Source organism: Yoonia rosea (assembly GCF_900156505.1).
Taxonomy (GTDB): Bacteria; Pseudomonadota; Alphaproteobacteria; order Rhodobacterales; family Rhodobacteraceae; genus Yoonia; species Yoonia rosea.
Genome location: NZ_FTPR01000001.1, coordinates 701,388 through 718,597 on the forward strand (window position 1 = coordinate 701,388; position 17,210 = coordinate 718,597).

Consider the following 17,210-nt stretch of genomic DNA (forward strand, 5'->3'; position numbering starts at 1 on the left):
GTTATTCAGCATGGGCGGGGAAACCGCGCCTGTCAAATGGGAGGAATACAGATGACAATGAACATGACCCGCCGGGTCGTGGCGGCCGCTGCGGCCGTTACACTCGCGTTTACGAACCCAGCAACTGCTGGCGGCCATCAGGTGATGGACGAGATAAATTTTCTGATCCCCGGCGGTGCTGGTGGTGGTTGGGACGGCACAGCACGTGGCACGGGTGAGGCGTTGACCGCGTCCGGCCTTGTGGGCACAGCATCCTACGAAAACATGTCCGGTGGCGGTGGCGGTGTGGCGATTGCCCACCTGATCGAAAATGCGGAATCACTGCAGAACACTATGATGGTGAACTCGACACCAATCATCATCCGCTCGCTCACAGGCGTGTTTCCACAAAGCTATCGTGATCTGACGCTCGTCGCCGGCACGATCGGTGACTATGCGGCAATTGTTGTCAGCACCGACAGTGGGATCCAGTCAATGGATGATCTGCTGGCAGCGTACCGCGAAGATGGCATGGGCTTTGCCATTGGCGGTGGGTCTGTGCCAGGCGGGCTTGACCACCTTGTTGCGGCATCTGTGATGCAGGCCGCTGGCGAAGACCCCACAGCGTTCAACTACATTCCATATGACGCGGGTGGCGCGGCAATGGCAGGTTTGCTGTCGGGTGAAATTCAGGCGCTCTCAACCGGCTTTTCCGAGGCGATTGCCCTGGCTGACCAAGGCGAAGTCCGCATTCTTGGCGTGACATCCCCAGAGCGTGTACCGGCCTATGACAGTGCGCCCACAATGATCGAGCAGGGGCTGGATACCACATTCGTCAACTGGCGCGGTTTCTTTGCTGCACCCGGTGTGTCTGACGAACAGGTTGGGAAGATGCAGGCCGCTATCGCTGCGATGTACGACACACCCGAATGGGAAGAAGTGCGCGCGCGTAACGGCTGGGTCAACATCTACAACAACGGTGATGATTTCCGTACATTCCTGGACAACCAGGAGCAGGAAATCGGTGACCTGATGCGGACACTCGGCTTTCTCTAAGAACCAAGCCGCAATTCTATGCCGTCCCGCAATCATGCGGGACGGTTCCACTATACGAATTTTCAGGGAGGGGAATTCATGGCGCTGGATCGTTGGATCGCGCTGATCTTTGTCTTATTTTGCTGCGTTTATGGCTATGCCGCATTCTTTACGATGGATCAGCTTCTTCCCCCCTTTATGCAACGTAACCCTGTGTGGCCCTCGACCTTTCCAAAGGTGCTGGCCGTGCTTGGGATTATCGTTGGTCTGGTTGTGCTCTTGGGTCTGGAAAAGACCGACGACAGCGACGCGGGCCCCTCGGCCACTGAAATCAACTATCGCCGTTTGCACGAATACAAACTCGGTCAGGCCCTGATGTTGCTTGCGTTGATGGTGCTTTACGCGCTGATGCTGCGGCCTGCAGGTTTTCTGATCTCGACCACTGTTTTTTTGACCGCAGGCAGCGCGATCCTGGGTGAGCGCAAGTTTCACATCATGATCCCCGTTGCGGTCTTCGCCACCGGTTCTGTGTGGTATCTGGTCCAAGAGGTGCTTGGCATCTTCTTGCGTCCGTTTCCGTTTTTCATGGGGATGTAGGTCATGCTTGAAGGAATTATGATTGGCCTTGAAGCGGCCTTTTCCGTCCAGAACATCCTGATGGTGGTGTTCGGTTGTCTGATCGGAACATTCATCGGCATGTTGCCGGGGCTGGGGCCGATGTCGATTATCGCCATTATGATCCCAGTGGCGATCACTTTAGGTGATCCGGCCGCGGCGCTGATCCTGTTGGCCGGCGTCTACTACGGTGCGATCTTCGGCGGCTCGACCTCGTCGATCCTGCTGAATGCGCCCGGTGTGGCAGGGACCGTCGCCACCAGTTTCGACGGCTATCCGATGGCGCGCAAGGGGCAGGCAGGCAAGGCGCTGACCATCGCCGCCGTCAGCAGTTTTGCGGGCGGTACGATCGGGGCGATCCTCTTGATGATCTTTGCGCCGGCTTTGTCGTCTGTCGCGCTCTTGTTCCATTCGGCCGAGTATTTTGCGCTCATGGTTGTGGGTCTTTCTGCCATCGCGGCCTTTGCGGGCACGGGGCAGGTCGGCAAGGCACTGATGATGACCTTGCTGGGTCTGATCCTTGCCACCGTCGGCGAGGGCGCATTGTTCAGCATGCCGCGCTTTACCATGGGCATGATGGACCTGCAGTCCGGCATCAGCTTTATCACACTGGCGATGGCGATGTTTGCCCTGCCAGAGGCGCTTTTTCTTGTACTGAACCCCGCACGCGGCGCAAGCAATGCCGAAGGCGGCAGCAACAAGATCACCAATCTGCGCTTTTCGCGCGCTGAGGGGCGGGCGATGCTGCCGGTGATCGGGCGTCAGTCTATTCAGGGCTTTTTCATCGGCGTTCTGCCCGGTGCGGGGGCCACGATCGCGTCTTTTCTCGGCTATGCTGTGGAACGCAACCTTGCCAAAGGCGAAGAGCAGGCCGAATTCGGCAAAGGGTCAATCAAGGGCCTTGCTGCGCCGGAAACAGCCAATAACGCGGCTTGCACGGGGTCATTCGTGCCTTTGCTGACGCTGGGTATCCCCGGTTCCGGCACGACGGCGATCCTGCTGGGCGCGTTGATTGCATTGAATGTGACCCCCGGGCCACGTCTGATGACGGACACGCCCGAGATTTTCTGGGCTGTTATTATCTCGATGTTCATCGGCAATCTGGTGCTCTTGGTGCTGAACCTGCCGCTGATCCCCTATATCGCCAAAATCCTGTCGATCCCGCGTAACTACCTGATCCCCTTCATCCTGTTTTTTACGCTGATGGGGGCCTATATCGGGCAGAATAACGCGACCGAGCTCTTGATCCTTGTGGGCTTTGGCGTGGTCGCTACGATCCTGCGGTTTGCGGATTATCCTCTGGCACCGCTCTTGATCGGCTTCATCCTTGGCACGATGCTGGAAGACAACTTTGCCCGCTCGATGCAGCTTTATCAGGGCCTTGGCTTTATCCTAGAACGCCCGATGACATTGGGTTTGTTGGTCCTGGCCGCGGTGCTGGTACTTTTGCCAAGCTTCCGTGCACGCCGTGCGCGTAAGCGGGCAGAAGGTGTCGCCGACGGCGATTGATTATGGCAGGCGCGCAGATTTCGTTTTGGAATCTGCGCGCGGCGACCTAACACTTGGGCATGATCCTGTCCAAACCCCGTACACCCGAAATGGACGCAGGCCGGCACCATCGCGCGCGGCTGGGGTTTATCCTGATGTCCACCGATCTGGCCTGTGAGGCCGATTGCATGGATATGGCCCCCGGTGGTGTGGCCGTCCATTTCACCCGTTTGAAAACGGATGATCACACCACCAATGAAACGCTGGCGCGACACATCGACGATATGGCCGATGCCGCCGCGCGCCTGCAGCCCGATATGCGCCCCGAGGTGATCAGCTATTGCTGCACCTCCGGCTCGATTATCTGCGGCGAGCAAAGCGTCTTTCGCGAAATCCGCAAAGGCGCGCCATGGACCCAGCCTATGTGCATTGTCACCGGTGTGATGGATGCGTTGCGTGAAGTGGGCGCGCAAAAGATCGTCGTCGGCACGCCCTATCTGGACGAGATCAACACCGCCGAGGCCGCTTATCTGGCGCAAGCGGGTTTTGACGTGCTGGATATTCAGGGTTTGCAACTGGCAACCGGCGTTGAATTCGGGCGCGTCACCCCCGGTTACTGGAAGCAGTTTGCGCTGGACCTCGACCGCCCGGATGCGGATGCGATTTTTATGTCTTGCAGCGGCATCCGCGCGCTTGAGGTCGTCGACGAGATCGAACAGATCGTAGGTAAGCCGGTCATTACCTCAAATCAGGCGCAGTTCTGGTCGTGTTTGCGCAGGGCAGGGATCATGGATGACCTGCAGGGGTTCGGCCAGATTTTCAAACACAGCGGGCGCGCGATATCAGGCACGGTGCCCAGATGACGGCACCATCGACACGCGGGTTTCCGGAGGCTGAATATCGCACACGTACAACGCGCGCGCAGGAAGAGATGGCGGAGCAGGGACTTGATGGCCTGTTGCTGATGACCGAAGCAGAAGTTACCTATTTCACCGGCTTCCAAACCCTGTTCTGGCAAAGCCCGACACGGCCATGGTTTGTTTTTGTGCCGCACGCAGGCAAGCCCGTCGCGATCATCCCGGAAATCGGTGCGGCTCTTATGCGTCAGACATGGGTGGACGACATCCGCACATGGTGCGCGCCTTGTCCTGCGGATGACGGGATCAGCTTGCTGACTGAGCTGTTGGCGCCTTGTACAAAGATCGGTATCATGCTGGGCCACGAGACACATCTGCGTATGCCTTTGGCAGATTGGAACAGGTTGATGGCAGCATTGCCGGGCCTTCAGGTCACGGACGCGGGGCCGCTGGTGCAAGGCCTGCGGATGGTGAAATCCGACGCCGAGATTACGAAACTTGCCCAGATCTGCGCGATCGGGTCGGCGACTTTTGCGCAGGTGCCCGCGTTTGCGCAAGAAGGCACGCCGCTTGATGCTGTGTTCCGTGAGTTTCGGCGCGCTGCATTGGCACAGGGGGCCGATGGTGCGCCCTATGTGGTGGGGGCAGCGGCACAGGGGGGCTATGCGGATGTCATCTCGCCGCCGGACGGCACACCGCTGGCAAAGGGCGATATCCTGATGCTGGACAGTGGCATGGTCTGTGACGGATATTATTGTGATTTTGATCGCAACTGGGCAATCGGGCGGGCCGATGACATGGCCAAACGCGCCTATGACGTGCTTTGGCGCGCGACCCAAGCGGGGATTGCCGCAGCGCGCCCCGGAACCACCTGTCAGGCCCTTTGTGCCGCAATGAACGCAGTGATCGCCGAGATACAAGACAGCGGGGGTGACATAGGTCGCTTCGGGCACGGATTGGGACTGCAACTGACCGAACAACCCTCGCTCGCGGGCTTTGATGCGACGGTCTTGCAAGAGAATATGGTCATCACATTGGAACCCTCTGTGTCTTACGGTGACGGGCTGATGATGGTGCATGAAGAGAACATCGTGGTGACACCCGCAGGGGGGCGTTTGCTGACGACCCGTGCCGCGCCGGAACTGCCGATCATTTAGAGGTTTCGCGTGCATCGAATCTCTTGCGCGCAGGTCGGGAACGGGGCAAGTTGCGTCGCAATCGACGTCGGGAGAACCAACCCAGTTGGTGCCGAAGGAGCAACCGCCCCGGAAACTCTCAGGCCACAGGACCGACGTAGGTAAGAAGACTCTGGAGAGTGGCAGGTCGCTGCCCGCCGAAGGGATAGCAATCTCAGGCATCAGGACAGAGGGGGCATCACGCACGTCGGCATCCGCTGCCGTGCCCATGTGGTGCCGTTTGATCGCAAGATCCTGTCGGCCGGAAAGAAGGAACGGCCTGACGATGTCTGATCTGCACCAAACCCCGCTACATGCGCTGCACCTTTCGCTGGGGGCAAAAATGGTGCCTTTTGCAGGCTACGACATGCCTGTCCAATATCCGATGGGCGTGCTGCAGGAACATCTGCACACGCGGGCAAAGGCAGGTCTGTTTGACGTCAGCCACATGGGGCAGGTACGCGTGACGGGTGCCGATTACGCCAGTGCGGCTGCGGCACTGGAGCAGCTGATCCCCGTGGATATTCTGGGTCTGGCTGAAAACCGTCAGCGCTATGGTTTTTTCACCAATGCGCAGGGTGGTATCCGTGATGATCTGATGCTGGCGAACGGTGGCGATCATGTTTTCATCGTTGTGAACGCCGCCTGCAAGGCCGCGGATATCGCATATATGCAGGCGGAACTGACGGATGTGACCGTCACCGAAATCACCGACCGCGCGCTTTTGGCGCTCCAGGGGCCGGCGGCCGAGGCTGTGCTGTCCACCCTCGACGCCCGCGCGGCCGGAATGCGCTTTATGGATGTCGCGACGCTGACACTCGCGGGCGCGGAATGCTGGGTCTCGCGGTCAGGCTACACCGGCGAGGACGGCTATGAAATCTCGGTCCCTGCGGATCAGGCGGTGGCGTTGGCAGAGGCGCTATTGGCGCATCAGGACGTGGCCCCCATCGGGTTGGGCGCACGCGACAGTCTGCGCCTTGAAGCGGGGCTTTGCCTTTATGGACATGATATCGACACCGGTACGAACCCCGCCGAGGCCGCCCTTGGTTGGGCCATCCAGAAGGTCCGCCGCACAGGTGGCGCGCGCGCTGGAGGGTTCGTTGGCGCGGATGTGGTTTTGCCGGCACTGGCGGAAGGTGCCGCACGCAAACGTGTGGGGCTGCTGCCGCAAGGCCGTGCGCCCATGCGCGAAGGTGTGCCGCTTTTTGCAAGTGAAGAGGCCACCACCCAGATAGGTGCGATCACCTCAGGCGGTTTCGGTCCCACCGTCGGCGCACCTGTTGCGATGGGCTATCTGCCCACGGATTTATCAGCCAACGGCACCACCGTCTGGGGCGAATTGCGCGGCAAGCGCCTGCCGCTGACTGTTGCCGCGATGCCTTTTACACCTGCCAATTTCAAACGTTAACTCTGGAGAGCCCCGATGAAATACACCGAAGAACATGAATGGCTGCGCCCCGAAGACGATCTGATCGTCGTGGGGATTACAGAACACGCCACGACCCAACTGGGCGATATCGTCTTTGTCGAATTGCCCGAAGTCGGCGCGACCGTGACCAAGGACGACGAGATCGTGGTCATCGAAAGCGTCAAGGCCGCGTCTGATATCCTCGCGCCACTGGACGGTGAAATCGTTGAAGTGAATACAGCCCTTGCCGACAATCCCGCCCTCGCCAACGACGACGCCATCGGGGACGGTTGGTTCTTCAAGATCAAGCCGTCCGACCCGTCACAGATGGACGAGTACATGGACGAAGCAGCCTATAACGCAATGATCGCCTGAACACGCGCGGAGCCTGACATGCCTTTTACCCCGACCGATTATCTGCCCTATGACTTTGCCAACCGCCGCCATATCGGACCCTCGCAGGCCGAAATGGTGCAGATGCTGCAAGTGGTCGGGGCAAAAGACCTTGATGCGCTGATTGACGACACATTGCCTGCCGCGATCCGGCAGAAAGACCCGCTGGACTTCGGCAAGCCGCTGTCCGAGGCAGAGTTGCTGCGTAGTATGAAAAAGACGGCGCAAAAGAACAAGGTGCTGACGTCTTTGATCGGGCAGGGGTATCATGGCACGGTCACGCCCCCCGCAATCCAGCGCAATATTTTCGAAAACCCTGCGTGGTACACCGCCTATACGCCCTATCAGCCCGAGATTTCACAGGGCCGGCTTGAGGCCCTGTTGAACTTCCAGACCATGGTCTCCGACCTGACTGGACTGGAGATTGCCAACGCGTCCCTGCTGGACGAGGCAACCGCCTGCGCCGAGGCAATGACCATGGCGCAGCGTGTCGCCAAGAGCAAAGCCAAAGCGTTCTTTGTCGACGAAAACTGCCATCCGCAAAACATCGCCGTCATCCAGACCCGCGCCGCACCGCTGGGGATCGAGGTGATCGTGGGTGATCCGGACACACTGGACGCCGCGGCGGTCTTTGGCGGGATCTTCCAATTTCCCGGGACCCACGGGCATTTGCGTGATTTCACCGACCAGATAGCAGCCCTGCATGCCGAGAACGCCATTGGTGTGATTGCGGCTGACCCGTTGTCACTGACGCTATTCAAAGAACCCGGTGCGATGGGCGCCGATATCGCCATCGGCAGCACCCAGCGTTTTGGCGTGCCCGTTGGCTATGGCGGCCCGCACGCGGCCTATATGGCGACGAAAAAGGCTTATGCACGGTCTATGCCCGGCCGCATTGTGGGTGTGTCGATCGACAGTCACGGCAACCGCGCCTACCGGCTGTCCTTGCAGACCCGCGAACAGCACATCCGCCGCGAAAAGGCGACGTCCAACGTGTGTACGGCACAGGCGCTTTTGGCGGTGATGGCAGGGTTCTATGCCGTTTTCCATGGCCCCGAGGGGTTGAAAGCCATTGCCCAACGCATTCACCGCAAAACCGCGCGGCTGGTTGAGGGACTGAAAGACGCGGGCTTTGACGTGCGTCCTGCCACATTTTTTGACACGGTAACGGTCGATGTCGGGCCGTTGCAGGCGGCTGTCATCGCCGCGGCGGTGAACGAAGGGATCAACCTGCGCGCCGTGGGCAAAACCCGCGTGGGGATTACGCTCGATGAACGCACGCGGCCCGAGACAATCGAGGCCGTCTGGCGCGCCTTTGGCATCACGCGGGCGGACAAGGATTATACACCGCATTATCACATGCCGGAAAAGCTGATCCGCACGTCTGACTATCTGACGCATCCAGTGTTCCACATGAACCGCGCCGAGACGGAAATGATGCGCTATATGCGCCGCCTTGCGGATCGTGATCTGGCGCTGGACCGCGCCATGATCCCGCTGGGGTCGTGCACCATGAAGCTGAATTCCGCCGCCGAGATGATGCCGGTGTCGTGGGATGAATTCGCGTTGCTGCACCCCTATGCGCCCCGCGATCAGGCCGAAGGCTATCACGAAATGATCGACGATCTGTCGGCGAAACTCTGTGATGTGACCGGCTATGACGCGATTTCGATGCAGCCCAATTCCGGTGCACAGGGTGAATATGCGGGGCTTTTGACGATTGCGCGCTATCACGCAGAGCAGGGACAGGGGCACCGTAACATCTGTCTGATCCCGATGTCCGCGCACGGGACGAACCCCGCCTCGGCGCAGATGGTCGGCTGGACCGTGGTGCCGATTAAATCGGACGCCAAAGGCGATATTGATCTGGATGATTTCCGCGCCAAAGCCGCGCAGCACGCCGACAATCTTGCAGGCTGCATGATCACCTATCCATCGACCCATGGCGTGTTCGAGGAAACGGTGACCGAGGTGTGCAAAATCACTCATGAGCACGGCGGTCAGGTCTATATCGACGGGGCCAATATGAACGCGATGGTCGGCCTGTCGCGCCCCGGTGATCTGGGGGGCGATGTCAGCCACCTGAACCTGCACAAAACCTTCTGCATTCCCCACGGTGGTGGCGGCCCCGGCATGGGCCCGATTGGTGTGAAATCACACCTGATCCCGCATCTGCCCGGCGATCCCAACGGCGGGGAAGGGGCGGTGTCGGCGGCGGCTTACGGTTCGCCCTCGCTTTTGCCGATCTCTTGGGCCTATTGCCTGATGATGGGCGGTGAGGGGCTGACGCAAGCCACGCGCGTTGCGATCCTGAACGCCAATTACATCGCCAAACGGCTCGAAGGGGCCTTTGATGTTCTCTACAAAGGCCCGACCGGCCGTGTGGCGCATGAATGTATCATCGACACACGCCCCTTTGCGGAGAGCGCCGGTGTGACAGTAGACGATATCGCCAAGCGCCTGATCGACAACGGTTTCCACGCCCCCACGATGAGCTGGCCCGTCGCCGGAACGCTGATGGTGGAACCCACGGAATCCGAAACCAAGGCCGAGCTTGACCGGTTCTGCGATGCGATGCTGGCAATCCGCGCCGAGATTGCCCAGATCGAAAATGGCCAGATCGACGCGGTCAACAACCCGCTCAAGAACGCTCCCCACACGATGGAAGACCTCGTGCTGGACTGGGACCGGCCTTATTCACGCGAAGTGGGGTGTTTCCCGCCCGGTGCGTTCCGGATCGACAAATACTGGCCACCGGTCAACCGCGTCGACAATGTCTGGGGCGACCGCAACCTGACCTGCACCTGCCCGCCGATGACAGACTATCTGGAAGCGGCAGAGTAGGGGCTGCATCAGGACCGTGTGACCGTAATGTGCCGGCAGCCAACGGGTGCCGGCGCTTTCGGGCGGACCTATTGAAAAAGGCACGCATAAATGTTGCCGTTGCAGGCAGATCAACATGCTGCCGCTCTATGAGCTGATGACGCAGTTTGTCGCCCAGAATTTGGAAACTGGTGCACCGTTGCCCACCTGTTGGGGTGATCCAGGCGGAAAAAAGGCTTGAAGACAATGCCGGTTGCGGATCAAGGCCTCCGGGGCGGAGCGGCGAACAATGCGGGCATCACCCAAACAATCCAGTTCGACAGTGTCTGCAATTCTGTATCGCGGCTATTGTACGCCATATGATCGAACTGCCGTCATGTCTCTGGAAGCTAAGTGTCCGGAAACTTACTGCGAAAGCTGAGCCTTTGTTTGGATCCAACTGGCGGCGAAACGCGCTGAACTATCACGTATATCGTCGACGTTTCCCACTTTGGCAGCCCTCTCAATTTGCTTGAGTGTCTTTCCCAACGGACCTGCGCCAAATACCGCCGCGCTCCCTGCAACTTTATGGGCCCGTGCGGATATCTCAAGAAAATCATGGACCTCGCCGGACTCTAGCCAGTCTTGAAATTCATCGACTTCGGTCACAAAACGAGACCTGAGTTTCACAAAGGCCTCTTCACCCAGTGTATCACGTGTCTGATCGCTATGGCCGGTATCGATCATGCCGTGTGTCTCGTGACTTGATGGACGACCAATTTGGCCAAGCAGATCACGCAACGCGGGGCGCGAGAGGGGTTTGGTCAGGATGCCGTTCATGCCATCTGCAAGAAACTCCCTTTGCTCCTCGGGCATGGCGTTGGCGGTGAGGGCAACAATGACGGTATCTTTGCAGGCACCATTGCTGTTGCGTATGGCCCGGGTTGCTGCGCGACCGTCCATAATCGGCATGCTGATATCCATCAGGATGAGGTCAAAATGGGTCTCGGCCGCAGCCGCGACACCCTGTGGTCCATCATGGGCCTCAACAACCAAGTGTCCCTCGGCCTGCAGCATCTCACGGGCGACGATGCGGTTGATTTCATTATCTTCGACCAACAACACATTGAGGGGCCTTGTCGGCAGCAGGATCGCTGGTCGTTTTGGTTTGTCATCCGCTTCTCCGGCCGGCGTGACCGGCAGTTTGACCCAGAAGGTACTGCCCTCACCAACCACGCTCTCCACACCAATTTCACCGCCCAGTGCATCGACGAAACGTTTTGCGATGCTCAGGCCCAATCCGGTCCCGCCGGCTTCACGGTCATACGCCACGTTGCCGGTGACGAAATCATCAAAAATACGCTCAGCAAGGTCCGCTGATATACCAGGCCCGGTGTCTGCAATCTTGATCAGCAATTCAGTCTCGTCCGCTTCGCCAACGTTTTCGACGGTGACCGAAACCTCTCCACGCCGGGTGAATTTCACAGCATTGCCGATCAGGTTCATCAGGACATGTTGAAGCCGGTCATGGTCGGATAGAACCCTGTTCATCGGTTCGCCGCGCCAACGCCAAGTTAACGAAGTCTCATTCCTTGTGGCCGTGCCTTTTTGGTTATCCACAATATCCTGCAGCAAAGCGGAAATATCGACCGGTCGTGACCGCGTGCTGAGCTTTCCCGCGTCGTAGCGCGTAATGTCCAAGACATCGGAGATGTGACTCATCAAGAGGCGACCGGACGTTTCCATGTAGCCGACATACCGCTCCTGCAAGGGGCTCAATGTTGTGTCGCGCAACAGGCTCATGTTTCCCAAAAGCCCATTGAGAGGTGTTCTGATCTCATGGCTCATTGTGGACAGAAAGTCGGTCTTGAGTTTCTCTCCAGCTAACGCCTTGTCACGCGCCGCGACAAGTTCGGCCTCTGCTGCAACGCGATTTGAGATGTCGCGCAAGAATGCGACAAAGATCTCTCCTTCGTCGGTCGTTGCTGATTGGATTGCAAGCTCAACGGGAAAGATGTGGCCCTCACGGTGCTTGGCTTCCAGCTTGACGCGCCCTTTCCCGACAACGCGTTTTTCGCCTTTGTCGCGCATACGCTCCATGCCGGCGTCATGCGCTTTGCGCATGTGATCGGGCACAATGACAGATCCGATTTCTTGGCCAAGGACGTCTTCTTCTTTGAAACCGAATATTCCTTCGGCTGCTGGGCTGAACTGCAAAATCAGCCCATTGGCGTCGCATACGATGACGCCGTCAAGAGACGTGCCCATGACGGTGCTCATCCGCATCGACGTTTGTTTGTTCTCTTGTTCCCGGCGGTAAATATTTGCGTTCAGACGGTAGAGGTGGAGAATTGCGAACAAGAGCACAGCAATCAGCGCGGCAATAGCAACGGCCAATTGAGTCATCGTGCGTGCAACTTTTTCACGTTGGAAGTCCGCCTCTCTCGCATAGAGATCAAGCCCGGAGTTCCCCAGAGCGCGCACTGTTGGCGCAATCTCGAGCGCCATGGACGTCAAACGCGAAACTTGCCGCAAGAGTTCATCGTCAGGCGCATCAATAATACTTACAGCTTCGTCCAGAAACGCGGTCAGTGTTTCCAGATGCTGACGGACTGCTGGATCAGCGCGCAAACCTTCGAAAACAGTCGCCTCTTTGACGGTTGTTATGCGGCTAAAAAAGACATCGAACTCTTGCCGCATCTGCGCCGGGTCAACAGGATCGGCCTCGACTTCTTGTACAAAGTCAAGAAATTCAACCTGCGTTTGAACCAACGACCACTGCACATTGTCTGATTGGGCAGAGCCGAGCAGGCGGATTTCCTGCGACACGTTAAAAGCGAGAAAAGCAACCGAGCATGTTGCGACAAAGCCCGCTAGGAGCGCAATCCTGCGGCCCTTGCGATTGCGTGGCAAAATGGTCGTGAACACCTCAGAGGTCCCTTCGATTGAAGACTTTCAATTGACCTACAGGGTTACTGAACGATTTTCACCCTGTCGAGTTGCCATATACTGCGCGAATACACTACTTCCGAGCGATAGAGGCTGTTGCTGTCATATGGGTAGATCACCCAGAGCGGCCCCTTGTCGCGGACAGACATTGCGTTGCCGTCCATCAGATAAGCGATGATAGGTCCATCCGCGACCGCATCGCTGAAGGGGATCTCAACCGTATAGTCATTGATCGCCGTCGCCAGAAACTGCCCGGCCTCTACACCGATGCTGGCGGCAAAGTCTGCGAGTGAGACGCCTGTAAATTCATGCACGCCGTCAGTCCAAATGGTTGAGGTCTCAAATGTCGTGGCTGGCAATGCCATCAACATATCAAGATCAAGAAGCAGTTGGTCGCCATCATTGGTCATTGAGAGATCACCAGACACAGCCAACACAACATCGCCGGACGGCGCTGCCATCTCCTGTGCCATCGAAATTGAAACCAATCCAACGGCCAGTGACAGACCAAGTGTAATTTTTTTGAAGTGGCTGAACATGGGGTATCCTCTAATTTTACCGCACTCTTTTGACATTGAAAAAATCCGAAATCACGCGGGCATGGGGATAGCGGCCTATCCATTCGGATAGGTCGGCGGGGCATGCGTGTCGGTTTGATCCAAATCAGGCGACCAAACGCAGCGGTCGGGAGCGCTGATCGACAAAGGCTGCATATGCGTCGCGCAGGTCTGCCCGGCTTAAGGCGAATGATGCAGTGGCCTGAACATAGCCTTGGACCGACCCGCAATCGAACCGTTGTCCTTCAAACAAATATCCGGTGACACCCACAGATTTGACGTCAGCATTGATTGCATCTGTCAGTTGCAACTCGCCACCTGCGCCGGGGCACAAAGCGTCAAGGCGATCCATGATCGCACTGTCCAGAATATAGCGACCGATGACCGCCTTTGTTGACGGCGCCAGATCGGGGCGGGGTTTTTCAACCAAGCCACGTGCATAGGCAAGCGCGCCAGCCTCTTTCTTGACGTCGAGAATGCCATACATGTGTGTTTCCGCAAGCGGAACGTCCATGGTCGCAACCATATGCCCGCCGATGTCGCGATGGGCATCAACCATTTGCGCCAATGCACCGCGTTCGCCCTTGATCACATCATCAGGCAGGATAACTGCGAAGGGCTCGTTTCCAATCAGTCTCTTGGCTTGGCGGACAGCATGGCCAAGCCCCAGGGGCTGGGCTTGACGCAGAATTGTCAAGGCACCCTCGGGCATGCGCGTCGGTTCAAGGGCGGCAAGTGCGTCTGCTTTGCCTGCCGCCTGCAATCGTGTTTCCAGCGCAGCGGCCGTATCAAAGTAGTCTTCCAATGCGCCTTTGCCTGCCGCAGAAACAAAGATGAACTCCTCGATGCCAGCTTCGCGTGCTTCATCCACCGCATATTGGATCAAAGGACGATCAACCAATGTCAGCATTTCTTTGGGAATGGACTTGGTCGCGGGCAGGAAACGTGTTCCCATCCCTGCAACGGGAAAAACGGCTTTTCGGATATGTGTCATCACTCGTGCTTTCATGCAATTTTGCGTACTGCTTGATCGAACAATAAAGGGTCCATCGCAACCGAGCAGAGGGACAGCGGTTCCGCGCAAATGATGCATGCACATCTCAAACGCGTTGGATGGCATACCCGATGCGGTAGCTACACTATCCAAAAGAGTTAAGACGCCTTATTCTTCTAAAAGTTGTGCCATTGATTGGTCATAGTCGACAGTTATTTGGGTGCTGAATTCACGAGGAAGCGCAATGAGAGTCCTAATCGCCGATGATCATGATCTGCTCAGAGACACGCTGGTCTTGTTTCTGGAAAACGAAGGCAGCATGGAGACTGAGGCCGTCGGCACTTTTGCCCAAGCGGCCGAGCGCATTCAGAACGATCGGCCCTATGATCTCATCTTGCTGGACTACAACATGCCCGGAATGAACGGGCTTGAAGGTCTCAAGTCAGCTATTGCAATGGGTCGAGGTCAAAAAGTTGCACTGATTTCAGGAGAAGCGACCAAGCAGGTCGCAGAAGCAGCTTTAGAAGCGGGGGCCTCGGGGTTTGTGCCCAAGTCACTACCGGCCAAATCACTGGTTAACGCAGTAAAGTTCATGGCGATGGGTGAACAATATGCCCCGCTCGACTTTATGACGGCGGTGGATGACGTTGAAACGAACCCTTTGGCGGACAAGTTGACGACACGCGAGTTGCAGGTCCTTGAAGGGCTGACCCAAGGTAAGTCAAACAAAGAGATCGCCCGTGATCTGGACATCCAAGAGCCCACCGTCAAACTGCATATGAAAACGCTATACCGGAAACTGGGTGCAGCCAATCGCACACAGGCTGCATTGATTGCGCGTGAGGCGGGTCTTTTCTAGGACCTACCCGTTCGGATGGGTCTTCGTCCCAAAAGCGCTTCGCACTTAGCCGCCCGCGTTGATGAAACACTTTGTTAATCAAGATATCTCCTTCGCCAAGGAGATAATAAATGTTCGACCGCACCTTACAGCAAACTCAAGCACCGCGACTAAAAGTGATCGTTGCAGAAGATTCTGATCTGCAGCGGCTCTTTTTGTGCAGCCTTATCAATGGTCTTGGATTTGAGGCAATTGAAGCTGCGGACGGCGATATCGCACTTGATCTCGTGGCGCGGACAAAAGCCGAGATCGTGATCAGTGATCTTGAGATGCCCCACCTTGATGGCATTGACCTGACCCGCGAGATACGCGCGCTCAATCTGGATCAATATGTCCATGTCATTATGGTCACAGGGGCAGATGATGTTGACATACGTGACGCGGCTTTGCTGGCCGGCGTTGACGATTTCATCACCAAAGAAAGCAGCCCCGCATTGTTAAAGGCGCGGTTACAGACCGCAGTGCGCTTGATCAATCACGCGGCGGAAGTTGCTGACCGGACGCGCATCATTAAGGAAACCAACCAGCGTATCCAGGATGATCTGCGCGCAGCGGCCGTCGCACAGTGTCAGCTCTTGCCAAATCTGCAAGACGAAGTGATGGGCTTTCGGGTCGCATCCGCTTTCGTGCCGTCGGCAATCGTGTCGGGCGATATGTTCGGATACTTTGCTCTAAATGAGGAGAAGCTGGGTTTCTACGCGGTCGATGTGTCAGGGCACGGGGTGCACGCATCGCTGTTGTCCGTTGCGATCGGCCATCTGATTACACCGGATTATTTCCGTACGCATGCTTTCGATGCGCATGGTCAGCCTGACCCCGCCCGGATGGTCGCCACATTGAATGCACGCTTCAGCGCGTTCGGCGGCGACGACTATTTCACCATGTTTTGCGGCATTGTCGACAGAGCGTCGGGGCGTCTGGATTTCTGCCAGGCGGGGTACCCGTCTGCGTTCTATGTCGATCCAGCCGGATGTGTGAGCTTGGCTGGCGACGGCGGCTTTCCTGTCGGAATGTTGCCTTCAGCGACCTATGAAAACACTGCGCATCAATTTGAAATCGGCGCGACCTTGGTCATTTGCTCGGACGCGGCAGCAGAGGCCGAAAACCATTCAAATCAACCGTTTGGCACCCCACGGGTCGGCGACATCGTGGGCTTGCCCCCCCGTTTGGGAGTTGACGAAATCCCGCAAACTATCGTGCAGGCGCTGAACCTGTGGCGCAACGGCGTACCGTTAGAAGATGATCTCACAGTCCTCGCCTTAGAAAGGAAATATCCCAGTGATACATACAACAATACTTGATGAAAACATAACAGTCATCAGACCCGGTGCCGAACGTCTGACGGCCGCGAACGCAAAAGTGTTCAAAGACGAAGTGACAGACATCATCAATGGCGGGGCAAATCGGGTCATCATCGATTTTAGAAATGTATCGTTCCTCGATTCCTCGGGTCTTGGGGCACTGGTTGGCGTCCTGAAGAAAATCGGACATCGTGGTGATCTTGTTATTTCAGGTCTCAGCAGCGACGTGCAGCAGATGTTTCGGATCTGCCGGATGGATCGGGTCTTTGTCGTCTACAAGGATGTCGATGCAGCCGTTCAGTCAATGGCTGAATTCCAGTGATGAAGCGCCACCATCAGATGCAAAAAACCTTGGAAGACATCGACGCGATGGTCATGTCTCTTAGGGCGGCTGTCGGCATGGTCCTTGAGGGCGACGATATATTGCGTTGTGAAATATCTGTCGCAGAGGCGCTGACCAACATCGTCATGCATGCAGCCCCGAAATGCGCTGACGCCCATATTGATGTGATTGTTACCGAAATCCCCCAAGCTGTGGTTGTCGAGATATTCGATCCCGCTGGTGCAGAGGCGTTCGATCCTCGCGATCACGTCACAGTCTTCCATACTGTCGACCCGATGGCCGAAAGCGGACGTGGGTTGGGGCTCATTCTCAAATGCGCGGATGTTGTCAGATACGGCCCCGTCGACGGTCGTAACCGTCTCTCTTTGGCATTCCGCAAGATTGGCGGAAACCGATCACGCCCATAGAAACCGATT

The 17,210-nt window shown here is 57.3% G+C and carries 16 protein-coding genes and 1 riboswitch; of the genes, 13 read left to right on the plus strand and 3 right to left on the minus strand.

All coding sequences use genetic code 11. The annotated features are described in order from the left end of the window. Positions 1 to 51: 51 nt before the first annotated feature. From B0B09_RS03340 to gcvP, 8 genes are all read left to right on the plus strand, one after another. Positions 52 to 1,035, plus strand: a complete 984-nt coding sequence (locus tag B0B09_RS03340) for a tripartite tricarboxylate transporter substrate binding protein (RefSeq protein ID WP_076658360.1) — start codon at positions 52 to 54, stop codon at positions 1,033 to 1,035. Positions 1,036 to 1,113: 78 nt separating this feature from the next. Next, positions 1,114 to 1,611: a tripartite tricarboxylate transporter TctB family protein gene (locus B0B09_RS03345; RefSeq protein WP_076658361.1), complete on the plus strand. Its 498-nt coding sequence runs from the start codon at positions 1,114 to 1,116 to the stop codon at positions 1,609 to 1,611. 3 nt (positions 1,612 to 1,614) lie between these two features. After that, positions 1,615 to 3,138 carry a tripartite tricarboxylate transporter permease gene (locus B0B09_RS03350; protein ID WP_076658362.1) on the plus strand — a complete coding sequence of 508 codons (1,524 nt, stop codon included), beginning with the start codon at positions 1,615 to 1,617 and terminating at the stop codon, positions 3,136 to 3,138. 59 nt (positions 3,139 to 3,197) lie between these two features. Continuing rightward, on the plus strand, positions 3,198 to 3,980 hold the full coding sequence (locus tag B0B09_RS03355; RefSeq protein WP_076658363.1) for a maleate cis-trans isomerase family protein: 783 nt from the start codon (positions 3,198 to 3,200) through the stop codon (positions 3,978 to 3,980). Beyond that, entirely contained in the window at positions 3,977 to 5,131 is a 1,155-nt protein-coding gene (locus tag B0B09_RS03360) for a M24 family metallopeptidase (RefSeq protein WP_076658364.1), read from the plus strand. Before B0B09_RS03355 ends, B0B09_RS03360 begins: the two co-directional genes overlap by 4 nt. Positions 5,132 to 5,189: 58 nt before the next feature. Then, a riboswitch (glycine riboswitch) is annotated at positions 5,190 to 5,275 on the plus strand. 160 nt (positions 5,276 to 5,435) lie between these two features. Next, positions 5,436 to 6,557 carry a glycine cleavage system aminomethyltransferase GcvT gene (gene gcvT, locus B0B09_RS03365; RefSeq protein WP_076658365.1) on the plus strand — a complete coding sequence of 374 codons (1,122 nt, stop codon included), beginning with the start codon at positions 5,436 to 5,438 and terminating at the stop codon, positions 6,555 to 6,557. 15 nt (positions 6,558 to 6,572) lie between these two features. Further along, positions 6,573 to 6,932 (plus strand): glycine cleavage system protein GcvH, encoded by a 360-nt coding sequence (gene gcvH, locus B0B09_RS03370; protein ID WP_076658366.1) that lies wholly within the window; start codon positions 6,573 to 6,575, stop codon positions 6,930 to 6,932. An 18-nt stretch (positions 6,933 to 6,950) separates the two neighbouring features. Beyond that, positions 6,951 to 9,794: an aminomethyl-transferring glycine dehydrogenase gene (gcvP, locus tag B0B09_RS03375; RefSeq protein WP_076658367.1), complete on the plus strand. Its 2,844-nt coding sequence runs from the start codon at positions 6,951 to 6,953 to the stop codon at positions 9,792 to 9,794. A 384-nt stretch (positions 9,795 to 10,178) separates the two neighbouring features. Here the strand turns inward: gcvP and B0B09_RS03380 are convergent, their stop codons facing one another. Further along, the gene (locus tag B0B09_RS03380) at positions 10,179 to 12,260 is read right to left on the minus strand and encodes an ATP-binding protein (protein WP_242654332.1); all 2,082 of its coding nucleotides are present in this window, start codon (positions 12,258 to 12,260) and stop codon (positions 10,179 to 10,181) included. Positions 12,261 to 12,278: 18 nt separating this feature from the next. Here B0B09_RS03380 and B0B09_RS18090 point away from each other — a divergent pair, with 18 nt between their 5' ends. Further along, positions 12,279 to 12,545, plus strand: coding sequence for a hypothetical protein (locus tag B0B09_RS18090; RefSeq protein ID WP_242654333.1), 267 nt, complete (start codon positions 12,279 to 12,281; stop codon positions 12,543 to 12,545). Positions 12,546 to 12,724: 179 nt separating this feature from the next. Here B0B09_RS18090 and B0B09_RS03385 read toward each other — a convergent pair whose 3' ends face one another. Beyond that, positions 12,725 to 13,240: a putative pterin-binding protein gene (locus tag B0B09_RS03385; RefSeq protein ID WP_076658369.1), complete on the minus strand. Its 516-nt coding sequence runs from the start codon at positions 13,238 to 13,240 to the stop codon at positions 12,725 to 12,727. 124 nt (positions 13,241 to 13,364) lie between these two features. Continuing rightward, positions 13,365 to 14,252: a UTP--glucose-1-phosphate uridylyltransferase gene (locus B0B09_RS03390; RefSeq protein ID WP_076658370.1), complete on the minus strand. Its 888-nt coding sequence runs from the start codon at positions 14,250 to 14,252 to the stop codon at positions 13,365 to 13,367. A 244-nt stretch (positions 14,253 to 14,496) separates the two neighbouring features. Here B0B09_RS03390 and B0B09_RS03395 point away from each other — a divergent pair, with 244 nt between their 5' ends. From B0B09_RS03395 to B0B09_RS03410, 4 genes are all read left to right on the plus strand, one after another. Further along, entirely contained in the window at positions 14,497 to 15,111 is a 615-nt protein-coding gene (locus B0B09_RS03395) for a response regulator transcription factor (RefSeq protein ID WP_076658371.1), read from the plus strand. 110 nt (positions 15,112 to 15,221) lie between these two features. Continuing rightward, positions 15,222 to 16,451: a PP2C family protein-serine/threonine phosphatase gene (locus B0B09_RS03400; RefSeq protein ID WP_076658372.1), complete on the plus strand. Its 1,230-nt coding sequence runs from the start codon at positions 15,222 to 15,224 to the stop codon at positions 16,449 to 16,451. Continuing rightward, positions 16,429 to 16,773: an STAS domain-containing protein gene (locus B0B09_RS03405; RefSeq protein ID WP_084190717.1), complete on the plus strand. Its 345-nt coding sequence runs from the start codon at positions 16,429 to 16,431 to the stop codon at positions 16,771 to 16,773. Before B0B09_RS03400 ends, B0B09_RS03405 begins: the two co-directional genes overlap by 23 nt. 17 nt (positions 16,774 to 16,790) lie before the next feature. Beyond that, positions 16,791 to 17,201, plus strand: a complete 411-nt coding sequence (locus B0B09_RS03410) for an ATP-binding protein (protein ID WP_165689286.1) — start codon at positions 16,791 to 16,793, stop codon at positions 17,199 to 17,201. Positions 17,202 to 17,210 lie beyond the last annotated feature (9 nt).

Coding starts and splice junctions, on each gene's coding strand:
- B0B09_RS03350 (WP_076658362.1), top strand. CDS start 1,615: ATGCTTGAAGGAATTATGATTGGCCTTGAAGCGGCCTTTTCCGTCCAG.
- B0B09_RS03385 (WP_076658369.1), bottom strand. CDS start 13,240: ATGTTCAGCCACTTCAAAAAAATTACACTTGGTCTGTCACTGGCCGTT.
- gcvT (WP_076658365.1), top strand. CDS start 5,436: ATGTCTGATCTGCACCAAACCCCGCTACATGCGCTGCACCTTTCGCTG.
- B0B09_RS03340 (WP_076658360.1), top strand. CDS start 52: ATGACAATGAACATGACCCGCCGGGTCGTGGCGGCCGCTGCGGCCGTT.
- B0B09_RS03395 (WP_076658371.1), top strand. CDS start 14,497: ATGAGAGTCCTAATCGCCGATGATCATGATCTGCTCAGAGACACGCTG.
- B0B09_RS03400 (WP_076658372.1), top strand. CDS start 15,222: ATGTTCGACCGCACCTTACAGCAAACTCAAGCACCGCGACTAAAAGTG.
- gcvP (WP_076658367.1), top strand. CDS start 6,951: ATGCCTTTTACCCCGACCGATTATCTGCCCTATGACTTTGCCAACCGC.
- B0B09_RS03360 (WP_076658364.1), top strand. CDS start 3,977: ATGACGGCACCATCGACACGCGGGTTTCCGGAGGCTGAATATCGCACA.
- gcvH (WP_076658366.1), top strand. CDS start 6,573: ATGAAATACACCGAAGAACATGAATGGCTGCGCCCCGAAGACGATCTG.
- B0B09_RS03390 (WP_076658370.1), bottom strand. CDS start 14,252: ATGACACATATCCGAAAAGCCGTTTTTCCCGTTGCAGGGATGGGAACA.
- B0B09_RS03380 (WP_242654332.1), bottom strand. CDS start 12,260: ATGGCGCTCGAGATTGCGCCAACAGTGCGCGCTCTGGGGAACTCCGGG.
- B0B09_RS03410 (WP_165689286.1), top strand. CDS start 16,791: ATGCAAAAAACCTTGGAAGACATCGACGCGATGGTCATGTCTCTTAGG.
- B0B09_RS03345 (WP_076658361.1), top strand. CDS start 1,114: ATGGCGCTGGATCGTTGGATCGCGCTGATCTTTGTCTTATTTTGCTGC.
- B0B09_RS03355 (WP_076658363.1), top strand. CDS start 3,198: ATGATCCTGTCCAAACCCCGTACACCCGAAATGGACGCAGGCCGGCAC.